15 protein-coding genes are annotated in these 17,239 nt (G+C 39.9%); 7 read left to right on the forward strand and 8 right to left on the reverse strand.

Translation table 11 applies throughout. The annotated features are described in order from the left end of the window. Positions 1 to 213: 213 nt before the first annotated feature. Both pnp and JGE69_RS12655 read left to right on the forward strand, forming a co-directional pair. The gene (gene pnp, locus JGE69_RS12650) at positions 214 to 2,301 is read left to right on the forward strand and encodes a polyribonucleotide nucleotidyltransferase (protein WP_171071986.1); all 2,088 of its coding nucleotides are present in this window, start codon (positions 214 to 216) and stop codon (positions 2,299 to 2,301) included. Between the two features lie 85 nt (positions 2,302 to 2,386). After that, a complete protein-coding gene (locus JGE69_RS12655) occupies positions 2,387 to 3,598 on the forward strand; it encodes a magnesium transporter CorA family protein (protein WP_014208248.1) in 1,212 nt (403 codons plus the stop codon). A gap of 271 nt (positions 3,599 to 3,869) precedes the next feature. Here the strand turns inward: JGE69_RS12655 and JGE69_RS12660 are convergent, their stop codons facing one another. From JGE69_RS12660 to JGE69_RS12685, 6 genes are all read right to left on the reverse strand, one after another. After that, positions 3,870 to 4,199: a chaperone modulator CbpM gene (locus JGE69_RS12660; RefSeq protein ID WP_016142348.1), complete on the reverse strand. Its 330-nt coding sequence runs from the start codon at positions 4,197 to 4,199 to the stop codon at positions 3,870 to 3,872. Between the two features lie 11 nt (positions 4,200 to 4,210). Continuing rightward, positions 4,211 to 5,167, reverse strand: a complete 957-nt coding sequence (locus JGE69_RS12665; protein WP_017402580.1) for a DnaJ C-terminal domain-containing protein — start codon at positions 5,165 to 5,167, stop codon at positions 4,211 to 4,213. Positions 5,168 to 5,301: 134 nt separating this feature from the next. After that, positions 5,302 to 5,913 carry a LysE family translocator gene (locus JGE69_RS12670; protein WP_002115157.1) on the reverse strand — a complete coding sequence of 204 codons (612 nt, stop codon included), beginning with the start codon at positions 5,911 to 5,913 and terminating at the stop codon, positions 5,302 to 5,304. Positions 5,914 to 6,050: 137 nt separating this feature from the next. Beyond that, entirely contained in the window at positions 6,051 to 6,926 is an 876-nt protein-coding gene (locus tag JGE69_RS12675) for an Hsp33 family molecular chaperone HslO (RefSeq protein ID WP_017402578.1), read from the reverse strand. Between the two features lie 163 nt (positions 6,927 to 7,089). Then, positions 7,090 to 8,934, reverse strand: coding sequence for a monovalent cation:proton antiporter-2 (CPA2) family protein (locus JGE69_RS12680; protein ID WP_069031514.1), 1,845 nt, complete (start codon positions 8,932 to 8,934; stop codon positions 7,090 to 7,092). 76 nt (positions 8,935 to 9,010) lie between these two features. Further along, entirely contained in the window at positions 9,011 to 11,239 is a 2,229-nt protein-coding gene (locus tag JGE69_RS12685) for a primosomal protein N' (protein WP_199113742.1), read from the reverse strand. Positions 11,240 to 11,387: 148 nt separating this feature from the next. Between JGE69_RS12685 and gspF the strand changes: the two genes are divergently transcribed. The 4 genes from gspF to JGE69_RS12705 all read left to right on the forward strand — a co-directional run bounded on the left by gspF (position 11,388) and on the right by JGE69_RS12705 (position 14,296). Then, positions 11,388 to 12,593 (forward strand): type II secretion system inner membrane protein GspF, encoded by a 1,206-nt coding sequence (gspF, locus tag JGE69_RS12690; RefSeq protein WP_005065941.1) that lies wholly within the window; start codon positions 11,388 to 11,390, stop codon positions 12,591 to 12,593. 23 nt (positions 12,594 to 12,616) lie between these two features. Then, positions 12,617 to 13,201, forward strand: a complete 585-nt coding sequence (gene gspG / locus JGE69_RS12695; RefSeq protein ID WP_005079288.1) for a type II secretion system major pseudopilin GspG — start codon at positions 12,617 to 12,619, stop codon at positions 13,199 to 13,201. A gap of 266 nt (positions 13,202 to 13,467) precedes the next feature. After that, positions 13,468 to 13,812, forward strand: a complete 345-nt coding sequence (locus JGE69_RS12700; RefSeq protein WP_199113740.1) for a hypothetical protein — start codon at positions 13,468 to 13,470, stop codon at positions 13,810 to 13,812. Positions 13,813 to 13,957: 145 nt separating this feature from the next. Continuing rightward, positions 13,958 to 14,296 carry a tRNA-binding protein gene (locus JGE69_RS12705; protein WP_005079284.1) on the forward strand — a complete coding sequence of 113 codons (339 nt, stop codon included), beginning with the start codon at positions 13,958 to 13,960 and terminating at the stop codon, positions 14,294 to 14,296. A gap of 1 nt (position 14,297) precedes the next feature. Here JGE69_RS12705 and lnt read toward each other — a convergent pair whose 3' ends face one another. After that, positions 14,298 to 15,857, reverse strand: coding sequence for an apolipoprotein N-acyltransferase (gene lnt / locus JGE69_RS12710; protein ID WP_199113738.1), 1,560 nt, complete (start codon positions 15,855 to 15,857; stop codon positions 14,298 to 14,300). Beyond that, positions 15,854 to 16,693 (reverse strand): HlyC/CorC family transporter, encoded by an 840-nt coding sequence (locus tag JGE69_RS12715; RefSeq protein WP_002114976.1) that lies wholly within the window; start codon positions 16,691 to 16,693, stop codon positions 15,854 to 15,856. The genes lnt and JGE69_RS12715 overlap by 4 nt, the downstream gene beginning before the upstream one ends. 184 nt (positions 16,694 to 16,877) lie before the next feature. On the opposite strand from JGE69_RS12715, the gene tusA reads away from it, so the two are divergent. Further along, entirely contained in the window at positions 16,878 to 17,135 is a 258-nt protein-coding gene (tusA, locus tag JGE69_RS12720) for a sulfurtransferase TusA (protein ID WP_002053527.1), read from the forward strand. Positions 17,136 to 17,239: the final 104 nt, after the last annotated feature.

Here is a 17,239-nt window from a genome sequence, read left to right on the forward strand (position 1 = left end):
TTATCGCTGAAAAGAGAGTTTCACTTAATGCTAGGTTAAGTGATTTTTAGAAGGGGCGCTTGTGCGCTCCTTCTTTGCGTTTAACTTATTTTAAATAATTGATCTAGTGTGATGGCTTCTAAGCTTTGTCATTTATCTACCAATCGGTGTAGTCTGAATGCCAAACCTTAGGGGTCTCACTAGAATAAAATTAGGAAAATACAATACATGTCAATGTTTAATATCGTTCGTAAAGAATTCCAATTCGGTCAACATCAAGTCGTTTTAGAAACGGGTCGCGTTGCACGTCAAGCAAACACAGTTTTAATCACTATGGGTGGCGTAACTGTTTTAGTTGCAGTTGTTGCTCAACCTAAAGCAAAAGCGGGCCAAGACTTCTTCCCGTTAACAGTTAACTATCAAGAAAAACAATATGCAGCTGGTCGTATCCCTGGTGGTTACGGTAAGCGTGAAGGTCGTGCTTCTGAAGCTGAAACTTTAATTTCACGTCTTATTGACCGTCCAATTCGTCCGTTGTTCCCAGAAGGTTACTTCAACGAAATTCAAGTAACAGCAACTGTTGTTTCTTCTGACAAAACTATGGATGCTGACATTGCAGCAATGCTTGGTACATCAGCAGCATTGTCTATTGCTGGCACTCCTTTCCGTGGCCCAATCGGTGCAGCACGTGTTGGTTTAATCAACGGTGAATATGTTCTTAACCCGAACTTTGAACAGTTGAAAGAAAGTGACCTTGACCTTGTGGTTGCAGGTACAGAATCTGCTGTACTGATGGTTGAATCTGAAGCGAAAGAACTTTCAGAAGACCAAATGCTTGGTGCTGTGCTTTTCGGTCATGACGAAATGCAAATTGCAATTCAAGCAATTAAAGAATTTGCGGCTGCTGCTGGCGCTGTTGAATCAACTTGGGTTGCTCCAGCTAAAAACGAAACTCTTCTTGAGCAATTAAAAGCAGCTTTCGAAGCGAAAATCTCAGAAGCATATACAATTGCAGTTAAACAAGATCGTTATGCAGCACTTGATGCACTTTATGCAGAAGCTTTAGCTCAGTTTGTTCCAGAAAATGACGAAACTGGTATTGCTGATGAAGTAAACGAATTGTTCGAAGACCTTAAATACCGTACAGTACGTGACAACATCTTGTCAGGTAAGCCACGTATTGATGGTCGTGATACTAAAACTGTTCGTGCTATCGACGTTCAAGTTGGCGTATTAGATCGTGCACACGGTTCTGCATTATTTACACGTGGTGAAACTCAAGCGTTGGTAACAACAACTTTGGGTAATACTCGTGATGCGTTAATGGTTGATACCCTTGCTGGTACTAAGACTGACAACTTCATGTTGCACTACAACTTCCCTGCATACTCTGTAGGTGAAACAGGCCGTGAATCTGGTCCTAAGCGTCGTGAAATTGGTCACGGTCGTTTAGCACGTCGTGGTGTTCAAGCAGTTCTTCCTGCTGCTGACCGCTTCCCGTATGTAATTCGTATTGTATCTGACATTACTGAATCAAACGGTTCATCTTCAATGGCTTCTGTATGTGGTGCTTCATTATCACTTATGGATGCAGGTGTTCCGCTTAAAGCTCCAGTTGCGGGTATCGCAATGGGCTTAGTGAAAGAAGGCGAGCGTTTCGCAGTACTTTCTGACATCTTGGGTGATGAAGATCATCTTGGTGATATGGACTTTAAAGTAGCAGGCTCTGCAAACGGTATTACTGCGCTTCAAATGGATATCAAGATTGAAGGTATTACTGAAGAAATCATGGAAGTTGCATTAAATCAAGCATTTGCTGGTCGTATGCACATCCTAAACGAAATGAATAAAGTCATTTCACGCGCTCGTGCTGAAATCAGTGCTCATGCACCGACGTTTGAAGTCATTAACATCAACCCAGACAAGATCCGTGATGTTATTGGTAAAGGCGGCGCAACTATCCGTCAAATTACTGAAGAAACTAAAGCTGCAATTGATATCGAAGACAATGGTACAGTTCGCGTATTTGGTGAAACTAAAGCTGCTGCTAAAGCTGCAATTGCTAAGATTCAAGCCATTACTGCTGAAGTTGAACCAGGTAAGATCTATGACGGTAAAGTAATCCGTATCGTAGAATTCGGTGCGTTTGTAAATATCATGCCGGGTACTGATGGCCTTCTTCACATTTCGCAAATTTCAAATGAACGTATTGCGAACGTAACTGATGTTCTTAAAGAAGGTCAGGAAGTGAAAGTACAAGTTGCTGATGTTGATAATCGTGGTCGTATTAAATTGACTATGAAAGACATTGAACAAGCATAATTGTTCTGGTGACATGAAAAAGTCCGCTTGATGCGGACTTTTTTTATGGCATGATGCAAGTAATACAAAAACAGATCATTGTGGTATGCAGGTTTATTACTTTTATCGCCATCAAGCTGACGGCTATGTCTTTTTAAGCCGTGAACAGCATAATGAACACATTCTGGAGTTTTTCTGGATTGATAGTGTCAGAGCTGATGTGGTGAACCATAACGAAGAATGGCAACAAAAGATTCAACAGCTTTCAGGTGTGGTTATTAATGAATTTCATATGCGGGATATTGCCAATATTGAGCATCCTTGTGCATTTGATACGCTTGAAGAATATGATTTGCTTATTTTTAGAAAGCTCGTTACACCTGATGATGAAATTAAAAATGGGGAATCCCATGAGAGTGTATTTGGCCTAGCAACCACGCCGATTAGCTTTATTTTTACTCCTAAAGTTCTGATTAGTGTTCGTGAGCAGGGCAATAAGTCGATTGAAAACTATATTCAACGTCTCGAAAATATTTTATGTAAAACTTTGGAAGAACAAAATAAAACCCGTAAGCTGCCTAATTCACCTGTAGATTTATGTTTACGACTGCTCAATAGTATGGTGGATGGCTACCTTGATATCCGTTCACCTTTGACTAGAAGGGTTGAGCATTGGCAACAGCAATTGCTGCAAGGTAATCGCCGTTTTAAACAATGGCATCAGTTGTTTCATGAAAACATGGCCTTTCAGCAAGTTGAAAATTTATGCGAAGAGCAAATCGAAACCTTACAAGAGTTTCGAGATGAAATTGTAGAAAACTATCATCATGTTATTGGTGAGAAGACGCATAGTTCTCAAGACCTTCTGTTAGTTCGTTTGAATGATTTAATGAGTCATGTCGAACGTATTCAAAAACATACTTTACGTTTACGTAGCGCTATTCAATCAGCGATTGATTTGCATTTCTCGGCAATTGCAAACCAGACCAATGAAAATATGCGTATTCTTGCCATTATTACTGCCGTATTTGCACCGCTTACGCTTTTAACGGGTATTTATGGAATGAACTTTGAGTTTATTCCAGGGCTTAAGTCACCGGTAGGTTTCTGGATTATGCTCGGTGTCATGCTGCTCAGTACTGTTTTATTACTCTACTATTTTTATCGACAACACTTGGTCGGCCGCGGTGAAAAAAGTGTGATTGATTTATTGGCTCAACAACATCGCCAAGATCGGATGAATTTGTTCTGGTTTTTGGAATATGAACCGATTAAACAGACTTTGAAGGAAGTGGAAAAGATTACTCGGTTGAAATAATTCTTCAATTTTTATTGAATTTTTTCCAAATTTGCTTGAGCTAAGCGTCATCCACAACCTGAGCGAGAAAAAGCAAACATCGTTTGCTTCGAGCGCAAGACAAACGAAGTGCGTAGCTTGTGTTCAAATATAAATTTGATCTTAGTACGCACTTCAATATCTCTGGTTTTGGCCTTGCGTAGCTTCGCTACTCATGCCAAAACAAAAGTAACGTAATTAGCTGATGAAATAGATAGGGAGTGCCAGTAGGACTCCGTCGTGACTATCTAATCTAATGAAAATGCTTCAACTGTTTTCTAAGTTGTTGCACTTCATCAATCAAATCTAACATTACCGCAACTGCTGCTAAACTTGCGTCAAAGTCACGTTGCAGACGATACGCTTTACGAGCACGTGCGACATCTTCGCCCATAAACTGGTGTGCTTCAGGTTTATTTTCGACTGATAAAATGTCATATTCAATGAGCTGAAGAATCCAGTCAGGACTTTGGCCGCAAGCTTGGGCAAATTGTTGTAAATCAAATGTAGATTGTTCATCAACGACCTCTGCACTAAAGGTATGGCCGTCATATACAATTTCTCGATAGTGAATGGTTGTCATGATCTTGCTCCCTAATGAGATGAACGAGGTTCGAATGAAGCAAATGCTTCTGCCAGTTGCTGATACGCTTCTTTTTCTTTTTCAGAATTTGCAGGCGGGAATACAATATTTAAAATTAAATACAGATGCCCTGGCGTTTTATTTGGTATCCCTTTGTCTTTTAAACGTAGCTGTTGTCCTTGTTTTGCATTTTTAGGTAAATTGACATGTAAAGATCCTGCCGGTGTTTTCACTTCAATACCTTGACCTAATGCCGCTTCCCATGGGGTTACATCTACAGTCAAATACACATCACTGCCTTCGACATGAACACGGTCTGTATCTTTATACTGGATTTCAATATAAAGATCGCCGTTAGCACCACCATTAATCCCACTTTGGCCTTGCCCACTTAAGCGGATTTGCTGACCTTCTTTCATGCCTTTTGGTATTTTTACCTGTAAAGTTTTGCGTTGAACTTCAGGCTCACCATAAGCATTCATGGTTGGAATTTGCAGAGTAATTTGCTGGGTCGAACCATGATAGGCAATATCAAGATCAACCTCTATGCTGGCATGTTGATCTTCACCGCGATAACTACGTTGTTGTCTTTGATATTGTTGTTGGCCACCACCAAAGCCTGCACCAAAGCGACCAAATAAATCTTCAAAACCGCTAAAGTCTGCTTGTTCACCGCCTGTAAAACCTTGACGATAAAACTGTGCTCCATCAAAACCACCTTGTGCAGCACCTTGACCAAAGTTATTAAAACCTTGAGGATGATCTAACATTTGGTCATATTCGGCTTTTTTATCTGCGTTGCTTAATGTGTCATAGGCAACATTAATGGCCTGCATTTTTTCTTCTGCATCTTTTTCTTTGCTGATGTCGGGATGATATTTACGGGCTAATTTTCGATAAGCTTTTTTAATTTCATCAGCAGAGGCTTTGCGTGTAACCCCTAATTCTTCATAATAATTTTTTGCCATAATGTTTTATCACGATGGTGTTGTTTATTTCATTATGAAACGATTTTTAGAGTTTTCAATAAGCTAGATTGTATAAGAGTTGTTCTATTACGAAATAAAGAGGTATAGAAAAATTAGACTATACCTCTAATGAATTAGATGAAACTCTGATATAAGCCGTACAGAGCAATAAGTAGAAGTAATAAACCGCAGAGGCCTAATATTTTTGGATATAAATGACTGTTAGAAAGGCGGCGGAAAAAGATATAAACCAAAGATAGTGTGAGGAAGTCTAAAACAATCCATGTCAGAGTAAGTAGGGTTAAACTTAAATTTAACTGAGGGGTAATAGAGACAAATTGCGGAAAGAAAGCAGAGAAAAAGATAATATCTTTTGGGTTTGAAATACCGACAAGAAAGCCTTTTTTAAAGCCACCATTTTGTGCTGAAACTGTTTGTATCGCTTCTGGGTGAGGTGCCTGAATAACTTCTTTGAGAATACTAAAACCCAAATAACCAATATATAGGCAGCCTAAAATCCGAATGATATTGAGGTAACTATCATTAACACTCAGTACTCCTTTTAAAACCAGTACTGAAATAAAAATTAAAACAAGGGATGCTAGGTTTGTACCAAAAATGGTTTCTAGTGCTTTTTTATAGCCCCCTTTAAGTCCAGCGCTTGCAACTAAAATCATGACAGGGCCAGGGGTCGCAATCATGATAACTACACTAAAAATAAAGAGAAAATAATCAAAATAATTCATGGTATTTAGGCATCTTATTTATTAGGCTATAAAGTAGCTTTATATTATCCTATTTAAATTAACATGTTGAAAATTATCATCAAAAAATACAGGTAAATAAAAAGGCGGTATAACCGCCTTTTTATAAAGTTAAAAAATTAACTTAAATGTTCACCAAATAACGCTAAAGCTTCTTCAGCGGTAAATGTATATTGCGTATTACAGAACTGACAGTCCATACGAATCGGGTTCTGCTGTTCTAGAGTTTCATGAACAGCGTCTACACCAATTTGAATCAGAGCATTTGCACAGCGTTCTTTTGAACATGTACAGCCAAATTTTAATGCTTCAATTTCTGGTAAACGAACTTCTTCTTCGTTATATAAACGATATAAGATTTCATTTGCATCTAAATTGGTAAGCTCTTCAGCTTTTAATGTTTCGGTCAACATCGTCAAACGTGGCCATAAATCTTCATCGACCAAGTTTTGCTCTTCTTCATCATGACGTGGTAAGAGTTGAATCAGTAAACCGCCAGAACGCTTATCTGTACTTGCCAACACAATACGAGTTGGAATTTGTGCAGATAAATCATAATATTGCATTAAGCAACCCGCTAAAGTCACTTGATCAAGCGGCACGATTCCTTGATAACGTTCGCCAAATTCCGGTTCAATATTAATAAATAAAACTGGATTAACTAAAGCGCCAAGAACTGTGCTGCTGTCTGTTGCTTCAACAAAGCGAGGGTCGGTTTCATAGTCCGCTAAAGCACGAACCTCTCCTAAATGGTTACATTCAGCCATCGCCCATTTGAAGGTGCCGCTAGCCTGGATTTGCAAGCTGATACGGCCTTTGATTTTTAGTGTACTTGCAAGTAATGCAGTCGCACTCAACATTTCACCTATCAGAATTTTAACCGCAGGCATATAGTCACGTTGAGCTAAGATAGTTTGTAGGGCTTCTTCTAGATGAACTACTTCTCCACGTACTGGAAAGTTCTCTATATAAAAGCGTTGGCGTAAATCAGACATAATATTCTCCAGGGCCCTAAGCAGAGTATAACTATTTCGTTTTAATCAAGCTCAGGAAATGCAGCGAAGCCGCAAGCCGGACAGGGGCAGCTTTGTGCCCATTGTCCAATTATTTAGGCAATGTGAATAAGTCCTTAATATAGCCATTTTCTGAAATCTCAAGTTATTCTAGATGATCTCTTGTAATGTCGATGCGATTTGGTTGTAAATGACGCTTTAAATTAACATCATGTTTTGATGTAGCCTGTTGCTGCGCATCACTTTCAAACAAATGTTCAAGCTCGGCTAAGGCATTACGATGTGTTTCAAAAATCTTCTGTTCATCAGTATAAATACTTTGCTGCTGTATGAGCAATTTCTCATCATAATCCCGAAAGATTTCGATATTGTTATAGGCTTGTTCATCAGAGATTCCAAGTTCTCGCAAAGCGCGATAAGCCATTCCTAATGAAGATAAATACGTCTCACGCCAAATATATTCCACGCCTAAATCTCTTAAAAGATGGACATGGTGACGGTCGCGAGCACGGGCTAATAGCTTTAAGTTTGGATAATTTAATCTAAGATGACGCGCGACATTCATAGAGTCTTCAACATCATCAATTGCTAAAATAAATACTTTGGCTTTTTCAATACCGGCAGAACGCAGTAAATCGGGCTGGGTTACATCGCCATAATAGAGCTTGCCGCCGTAGCGACGCACAAAGTCCACTTGATGAAGATTGTTGTCGATTGCAGTAAAGCCTAAATGCTGTAGGCGGGCAATACGCGCGATGATTTGTCCAAATCGACCAAAGCCAGCAATGATAATCGGGTTATCTTGCTGAGGAATCTCGTCATATTCAGGTGGACGTTCTTTATTAAACAGAGGAATGACCTGAGTTGCCATGATCCAGTAAATTACTGGTGTAAGTACCATCGACAATGTCACGATCAGAGTCACGGGTTCTAATATAGCTTGAGTTAAAACCTTCTCACTTTTTGCAAGACTCAAAATTACAAAAGCAAATTCTCCACCTTGTGCCAAGCAAGTACCTAAAAGCAAGCTGTTATTCCAACTGTATTTTTTATAGCGGGCGATGGCGGTCAATATCAGCGTTTTGATGAGCAATAAGCCGACTGCGCCACCAATAATAAGCAAAGGCATATCAATCAGTAGTGATAGCTGTGTGGTCATGCCGACGGTCATAAAGAATAAGCCAAGCAGTAGACCTTTAAACGGTGCAATACTCGCTTCAACCTCGTGACGAAATTCTGAATCTGCTAATAATACGCCTGTTAGGAAAGCACCTAATGTTGTGCTAATTCCTAAAGTATCCATAAGCAAGACAACAGCAAGAATAATAAATAATCCTACTGCTGTAATAAGTTCAGTCGCTCCACTTTTGGCAACAAAGCGGAAGAATGGACGCATCACATAGCGACTAAACAGAAATAGACCAGTAAACGTTGCAATGATAGCCGCAAAATAAGCTACCCCATGATGGGTTGATTCTGTTCCTGCCAATAATGGAATGATGGCAAGTAAGGGAATAGCCGCTATATCTTGGAAAAGTAAAATGGAAAAAGACTGCTGACCATAAGTCGTATTGAGTTGCTGCTTTTCGGTCAGAAGTTGTAATACAAAAGCGGTAGAAGACAGCGCAAGGGCAAAACCAATGACAAAGCTGACAGAGAGCTGCTGTTGAAAGAGTAATAGTACGATCAGCATAAGAATAGCCCCACTAATGAGGACTTGCAGACTTCCCATTACAAAAATAGAGTCACGCATTTCCCATAAACGTTGGGGGCGTAACTCTAAACCAATCAGGAACATTAATAAGATAACGCCGAATTCGGCTAGTTCCATAATCGCTTCAGGGTCATGTGCAATATTTAAAACACTAGGGCCCAGAAGTATTCCTGTAAATAAATAACCTAAAACTGTTGCTATCCCCAGGCGCTTGCCAAGAGGGACTAAAATCAGAGAAGCTCCAAGAAAAATTGTTGCTTGCAGTAAGAATGACATTCATTGCCTCGAATGTATTAGTCTCTTTTAAGTGTAAAGCCAAAAAGGCTTCTTCACACCATGATATTCAAATCATCTAACTAAATTCTTGCGGATCAACATCAATTGATAGCCGAAGTTGATGCTGCCGTGGTGCATGAACCAATTGTGACCACCATTGCCTTAAGTAAAAATGTAGGCGAGCACGGTCAGCAGATAAAATCACCATGTGGGCGCGGTAGCGCCCAGCTTTACGTTCCATCGGTGCTGGAATCGGACCCCAAATATCAACAATTTCACCTGCAATTTGGCGTAATTGTTCCGCCGCTTCATTTAAAAAATGTAAGGTATAGTCACGATCTTTAGATTCCGCACGTATCAGTACTGCATAACGGTAAGGTGGCAGCAATGCGACTTTACGTTCCGCAAGAGTCTGTTTAGCAACCGCCCGATAATCTTTTTCGATGAGTGTGGTTAGTAAAGGGTGATCTGGTCTTAGGGTTTGTAAATAAACATGGCCTTTATGTTCACCACGGCCTGCACGTCCAGCGACTTGTACAATTAACTGCGCAGTACGTTCTGGCGCGCGAATGTCGACACTAAGTAACCCTGCATCAATATCTAAAATGGCAACCAAAGTCACGTGTGGGAAATGATGACCTTTTGCCAGCATTTGAGTGCCAAGCAAAATTGTTGGTTTGTTTTGATGAATACGGTCATAAATTTTTTGCCAGCTACCGGCACGACTGGTACTGTCACGGTCAACCCGAATCACATCATAGTCTGGAAATAGTTCTTGTAAGTGCTCTTCAACCTTGGCTGTCCCTGCTCCTAGGGTTTTTAAGCTTTTTTGCTGGCATTCAGGGCAATGGTCTGGCAAGCGATGAACAGTGCCGCAGTGGTGGCAGTGTAAATAAGAATAAGGCTGAGTATGTAAAGTAAAATGGGCATCACAATGCGGACAATTTGCTTGCCATCCACAACTTTCACAGACCAGTACAGGTGCATAGCCACGACGGTTTAAAAAGATTAAAACCTGTTCTTTTCTGGCTAGGGTATTTTTAATCTGTTCGATTAATGGTTGGCTAATTCCATGCTGTTTTTTGACAATTTTAAGGTCAATCAAATGCATTTTAGGTAAAAGTGCATGGCCTGCACGTTGATTAAGTTGCAGTGAAGTTAATTTACCAGTTTCGACCAAATAATAACTATCGATGCTCGGTGTTGCTGAACCTAAAATAACAGGGCAGTTTTGCAAGTGACCTCGATAAAGTGCGACATCACGTGCATGGTAGCGGAAGCCTTCTTGCTGTTTATAAGACAGGTCATGTTCTTCATCTAAAATGATTAAGCCCAAACGTGGCAGTGGCGTATAGATCGCAGAGCGTGTTCCTAAAATAATAGATGCTTTACCAGTCTGGGCCTGTTGCCATGCTTGTAGGCGTTTGGAGTCATTTAAGCCTGAGTGTAATAGAGCAATATCACAGTTAAAACGAGACTTAAAACGAGAAATCGTTTGAGGGGTTAAACCAATTTCTGGAACTAACACCAGTACTTGCTTACCTTGCTTTAGCACTTCGTGCATGATGTGTAGATAAACTTCAGTTTTACCACTTCCTGTTAAACCATCTAATAAAAAGGCTTGGTATTGATGCTGTGCGTTTACGACGTGCTGGGTTGCTTTCTTTTGGTCTTCATTGAGTGTAAGCGGCATTTGTGCCAATTGAACAGGCGATGGGCTAAAATCGTGTGGTTCAAGCGTACAGTCAACCAGTCCTTTCTTTTGAAGTGCTTTAAGCGTAGCCGTTTCTACACCACTTAAATTAAGAATATTCTCTGTAGTTCCGGCAGGGTGTAACTTTAAAATTTGATACGCGTCTTGTTGCTTAACAGAGCGTTTAAGAAGTGCTTCAACATTATCACATGGCGTGATTTTCCAAAGATGGAACAAAACATCCATTGGTTTGCCCTGACGCAATAATGCGGGTAGGGCGGTTTGCATGACCTCGCCAATTGGAAATTGGTAATACTGAGCCGACCATGTCAATAAACTTAAAACTTGTTCATCTAAAATAGGCTGTTCGTCTAAAAGGTCAGAAATGGCTTTAAGCTGAAAGGTGCCTGTAAATGATTCACTTGGGTCAACTTTTTCAGTAATGATGCCAATCAGATTTTGGCGTCCAAATGAAATAGCGACGCGTGAGCCTACGTGAGCCCGTTCATATTGTGCTTGGGTGAGTGTATAGTCAAAAGTGTCGTACAGATGCACAGGTACGGCTACACGCACACGATAAACAACTGAATCAGGCTTTGGCGTTATGGTCATAGAGGCTCATTTCGTCAATTTTAAAAAACGGCATAGCGTCGTGAAGAGGACTTGGGTATTCTACACAGGCTATAGAACGAATATGAATGATTGCGTAGCATAGATGCAACAGCAGCGACTATTATTTTTGGAAAATTAGAACATTACCATGCCTGCATATCAATTTACTGCCATTGATGCTTCAGGGAAGCAGCAAAAAGGGGTGCTTGAGGGAGACTCAGCGCGCCAGATTCGCCAACAATTACGCGATAAAGCATGGACACCAATTAGTGTTGACCCTGTTGAACAAAAAGATAAACATCAGAGTCAGGGGTTATTCCAAAAAAAGTTCAGTGCTTACGATTTGGCGCTCATGACCAGACAACTTTCGGTCTTGGTTGCAGCTGCTATTCCACTTGAGGAAGCTCTACGCGCCGTAAGTAGGCAAAGTGAAAAAACACATGTGCAAAATCTTTTATTATCTGTTCGTTCTCGAGTCTTAGAAGGGCATTCACTTGCACAAGGTATGCAGCAGTCTGGACGTTTCCCTGACCTTTATATTGCAACGGTGGCTGCTGGCGAGCGCTCGGGACATTTAGATCTCATTTTAGATCAGCTTTCGGATTACACTGAAAACCGCTTTGCCATGCAAAAGAAAGTTCAGGGTGCCATGATTTATCCAATCATTTTAATGCTGATGTCTTTTGGTATTGTGATGGGTTTAATGACTTATGTTGTGCCAGAGATTGTAAAAACTTTTGATCAAAATAAAGATGCTCTCCCGTGGATTACAGTCGCTTTAATGAAAGCCAGTGATTTTATTCGCCACGCTTGGGTGTTTATTATTCTTTTTGCAGTGGTGGGTGTTATTGCATTCGTACGGTTTTTAAAAACCACTGCTGGACATTATGCTTTTGATCGATTAACACTCAAATTGCCATTATTCGGTAAACTATCACGTGGTATTAATGCTGCACGATTTGCCAGTACCTTATCTATTTTGACCCGTTCAGGTGTGCCTTTGGTCGATGCCTTAAAAATTGGTGCAGCAGTGACCAACAACTGGGTTATCCGAGATTCAATTGCTCATGCGGCTGAGCGAGTGACAGAGGGTGGTAACCTAGGTACGCAACTGGAGCGCAGTGGTTATTTCCCACCAATGATGGTACAAATGATTCGAAGTGGAGAGGCATCAGGCGAGCTTGACAGAATGTTAGAACGAGCATCGACCATGCAAGACCGTGAGGTGACGACATTTATTTCAACCTTACTGGCATTACTTGAACCGCTTATGCTGGTTTTAATGGCAAGCATTGTACTGGTTATTGTAATCGCGGTTATGCTGCCAATCGTAAATATGAACAATATGATTTAATAACTTTGATATTAGAGATAATGATGAAAGTAAAAAATATTCAAAGCGAAACAGCGATGGAACAACATAGTGAATCTGCGGTTTCAAATCAGTTTGAGCCAACGTGCCATTCCGAGCATTGCTCTCTATCAGATGTTTGCTCCTCAAGCACAGCTTTCGGACTTGCGGCACGTTCGAGCGGTGCTCGAATGAAGCGTGCCTCAGGCTTTACCCTCATTGAAGTCATGGTCGTGATTGTAATTTTAGGTGTGTTAGCAGCTTTAATCGTACCAAATGTCATGGGGCGTAGTGAAAAAGCTAAAATTGATACGACTCAAATTGCATTAAAGGGTGTGGCGGGTGCTTTAGATCAGTACAAGCTAGATAATGGCCATTTCCCAACCATGCAAGAAGGTGGGTTAGATGCTTTGGTTAACCAGCCTGCTACAGCGAAAAACTGGATGCCAGGTGGTTATGTAAAAGGTGGTTATCCTAAAGACAGCTGGAAAAATGATATTCAATATGTCATTCCTGGGGCAGATGGTCGAGCTTTTGACTTGTACTCATTTGGAGCGGATGGCAAAGAAGGCGGTGAAGGTAATGATGCAGATATTTATTATCAACCTTAATTAAAATGTAATGTAGATTATCAATTCAGTTAAACAGTTAAAATGATAATACGAATTGATAATCTCTCTCAATCAGAAAAATATAATAACTAACTGAAAAATATAAATTAAAGTTAATATAAATATTTGAGATTTATAATAAGAATTATTCCCATATTTAATAGTTACAAGAAAGTTAAAATGTAGAGAAAAATAAGCTATATATTTAAATGAAAGCTTTGCATAATAAATAAAAAGCACTTTATTCAATTAAAAGGAGAGATTAAATGAAAGCATTTCTCATAGTAGATGAACTGACTCAGTTTCATTGGGTAATGCTCAAGTCTGTCCTATTGATTTTGGGTTTATTGCCGATTGCTGAAGTTTCATTAAAGTTATGGCTGAGTACAGAGGGAAGTAGCCAAATCATGATTGGTTTCTTCGCATTAAGTATTGTGAGCGCATGGTTAATGGTGAGCTTCTTTACAGCATTAAAAGCGAGTGTCTGGAAAGCTAAACAATTATCTACTCAATATGAACAATTCCTTTTTAAAGCTTACCGTTATGTACCTATGGTCTTTTTATCGAGTTTAGTTGCTTATTTATCTCTGCAACTATCGATTGCTTTTTAATAATATTTTAAAACCAAATTTTTAGATAAAACGTAGATTAAACATCTACGTTTTATTTTTTAACTGGACTTAAAAACAGGGTGTTTCTTCATTTGTACATATTATATGCTTCAAATCAGCAATTTAAGAAAACGAGAAATATGAAATGGAACAAATCGATTGGAATGATTTTTTAAAAGTAGAGCTTCGCGTTGGTAAAATTATTCAAGCTGAGGTTTTTGAAAAGGCGCGTAAACCTGCTTATATTTTGCATGTAGATTTTGGTGAAGAATTGGGTGTGCGTAAATCAAGTGCACAAATTACCAAGCTCTATCAACCACAAGATTTGGTGGGTAAATTAGTCGTTGCTGTAGTAAATTTCCCTAAAAAACAAATAGGGCCTATTCAGTCAGAATGTTTGGTGACAGGATTTCATAATGCAGATGGTGATGTCGCACTTTGTATCCCAGAGTTTGAAGTGCCTCTGGGTACAAAGTTATTATGATTTAGCGACGAGATTTAAAAGAAACGTCAACTTTACGCGGACGATAAACCCAACCTAAAATCAGCAGTAAGACCGCAAATCCTAAAATTGGATAATCACCTAAACGGTTATAAAGAGTTTGACCTTGCATAACAGGTAAATCACCTCTCAAGACAAACTCTTTATCGATTGGTGCTTGTTCAGTGATATGACCATTTTGATCAATAAACGCTGTTACACCTGTGTTGGTTGCACGAATAAACCAGCGGCCATTTTCTTTCGCGCGCATCTGCACCATTTGTAAATGTTGCCACGGCCCAGCAGTACCCGTAAACCAAGCATCATTCGATACAGTCACCAAGAAGTCGCTATCTTCTGCATTACGTCTTGTCAGGTTGGGGTAAGCCACTTCATAACAAATTGCAGCAGCAAGCGCATGCCCTTTAATTAAAAGTGGTTTTTGGTCACTCTCACCACGTGTAAAACCGCTCATGCTAATGTCATTTTGCATGGCTGGTAACACCCAAGAGAGTAAACCTGAAAGAGGGATGTATTCACCAAATGGAACAAGACGCTGCTTTTTATAGAGTCCACTTGAATCACTGCCAGAAGCCATAATACTGTTGTAATACAGCGGGCTACCAACTTGATGTGATTTTGCAACATCCCAGTAGGGAATTCCAGTTACCCATGCAGTATGGTTCTTTTTAGCTTGTGCATCCATTGCATCCAAAAACGGTTCAATATCGGTTTGGAAAAGCGGAATTGAAGACTCAGGCCATACAATCAGATCACGGCCCCATTCAGATTGTGTCAAGCCAGCATAAATTTCTAATGTTCTAACTTGATATTCGGTTAGCCATTTTAAATCTTGTGGAATGTTACCTTGAATGAGCGAAACACTAAGCGGCTTGGCATCTTTAGGTTTTACAAACTGGATATACGATGCTCCCCATGCACCCAAAACCAATAGGGCAGAAGGGATAACCCAAAAAATACGTTTACGCAGAACTTCGACTAAAGCACATGCTAATACAATGACGACGAAGGAAATTGCATAAATGCCAAATAGCGGTGCATAACCATCAAGTAAACGTTCAGTAAAAGCGTAACCTACAAACAACCATGGGAAACCTGTAAATACCCAAGTTTTTGCCCATTCGAAAACAATCCAGAGCGGGGCAAAAGTAAGTGGTGTTTCAGGGAAGAATCGTCGGTAAACCCATGTCTGAAATGCTGTAAATAAACCCATGACAAGGGCCATAACAGCGATCATACATACGCTTAGAAATGCATTGGTATCGCCATATACATGGATGGAAGTATAGAGCCAGAAAGCGCCTACAAACCATAAGCCAAAGCCATAGCTCCAACCAATAGCAAAGGCTTGTTTAGCTGAGCGCTTATGTAATGTTGCATAGAGTAGGGCTGGAGATAAAATTGCCAACCACCACCAATAATAAGGTGCCAGTGAAAAACTGAACACGGCACCTGAAAATAAAGCAATGAGTAAAGGAAAAATTAAAGGAAGCTGTTTTTGTTGTTGCGAAGAATCTAACAGCTTTTCAAAGTATGCTCTCATTGACGTACAGCTCGAATCAGATGAATAGTGCGGGCATCTGCTTCAACAATTGTAAATAACCAATTTCCAAGCTCAACAGTTTGACCTTGTAAATCACTTACCAGACCAATTTCTTGAAGCAATAAACCGCCGACAGTTTCTACTTCATCGTCAGAAAAATCAGCATCTAAAACAGTATTGAAATGTTCGATTGGTGTAAGTGCTTGCACCATCCACGCATTTGCTACCGTATGGTCATTGTCAGGAACAATGTACTGAGCATCTTCATCGACAGTGTCGTGCTCATCTTCAATTTCGCCAACGATCTCTTCAAGAATATCTTCAAGCGTAACAAGACCGGCTGTTGAACCATATTCGTCAATCACAATCGCAATGTGAGTCTGAGTATGTTTTAACATGCGTAGGACCTGATCGGAACGTGCACTTTCAGGAACAAATAACGGTTGGCGCATAAGAACTCGAATATCAACTTTGGTATTCGGTTCAGTTAGAAACGGCAACAAATCTTTTGCGAGCAAAATCCCGACAACATTGTCTGGCTGATCGGCAGAGAAGACTGGAAAGCGTGAGTGAGCAGACTCAACCAGTACATCAAGAATATCAAGTAATTGATCATCTTCTTGTAAACTGATCATTGCTGTTCGTGGCGTCATGACTTCACGAATTTTTGTAGCTGGAAGGTCAAGAACGCCTTCAAGCATAGCAACAGTATCTGGTTCTAAAAAGCGGCGTGAATTTTGGACTAATTTTAATAATTCATCACGGGTTTCTGGCGCTGTACCTAACCATTTTCGTAAGCCTCGCATTCCCCACGACGGACTTGGTTCCTCTTGCATGATCTTTCCTAAAGACTCAATGTATCAAATGAATACACAGATCATACCGAAGAAAAGATGCTTATGCATCTATAAAACAAGCTAAAAGACAAAACGTATATTGTTATGTAAAAGCCAGTTACAGTTAACAGCTCAGTAATTTGTTTATGCTAAAATGTGAAAATTCTATTTGTTCGAGTTTGTTATGTCAGAGCAACCCATTTCACCTACTGTACAACTCAATACGCGTGGTTTACGTTGTCCGGAACCTGTCATGATGTTGCATCAAGCCATCCGCAAATCTAAGTCAGGGGATGTGGTTGAAGTCTTTGCAACAGATAATTCGACCTCTTGGGATATTCCTAAATTTTGTATGCATTTAGGACATGAGTTGTTGTTGCAAGAAGAACGCTTAGATGAAAATGGTCATAAAGAATTTCATTACTTAGTGAAGAAAGGTTAATAGGATAATAAGGCTTCTAATAAAGACGATTAGAAGCCATGAATAATTCAACTTTAATTTGAAATGATAATTTTTTACAAATAAGAATCGTTATATAATTTATA

It is taken from the genome of Acinetobacter sp. C13 (genome assembly GCF_016809775.1).
Lineage (GTDB): Bacteria > Pseudomonadota > Gammaproteobacteria > Pseudomonadales > Moraxellaceae > Acinetobacter > Acinetobacter pittii.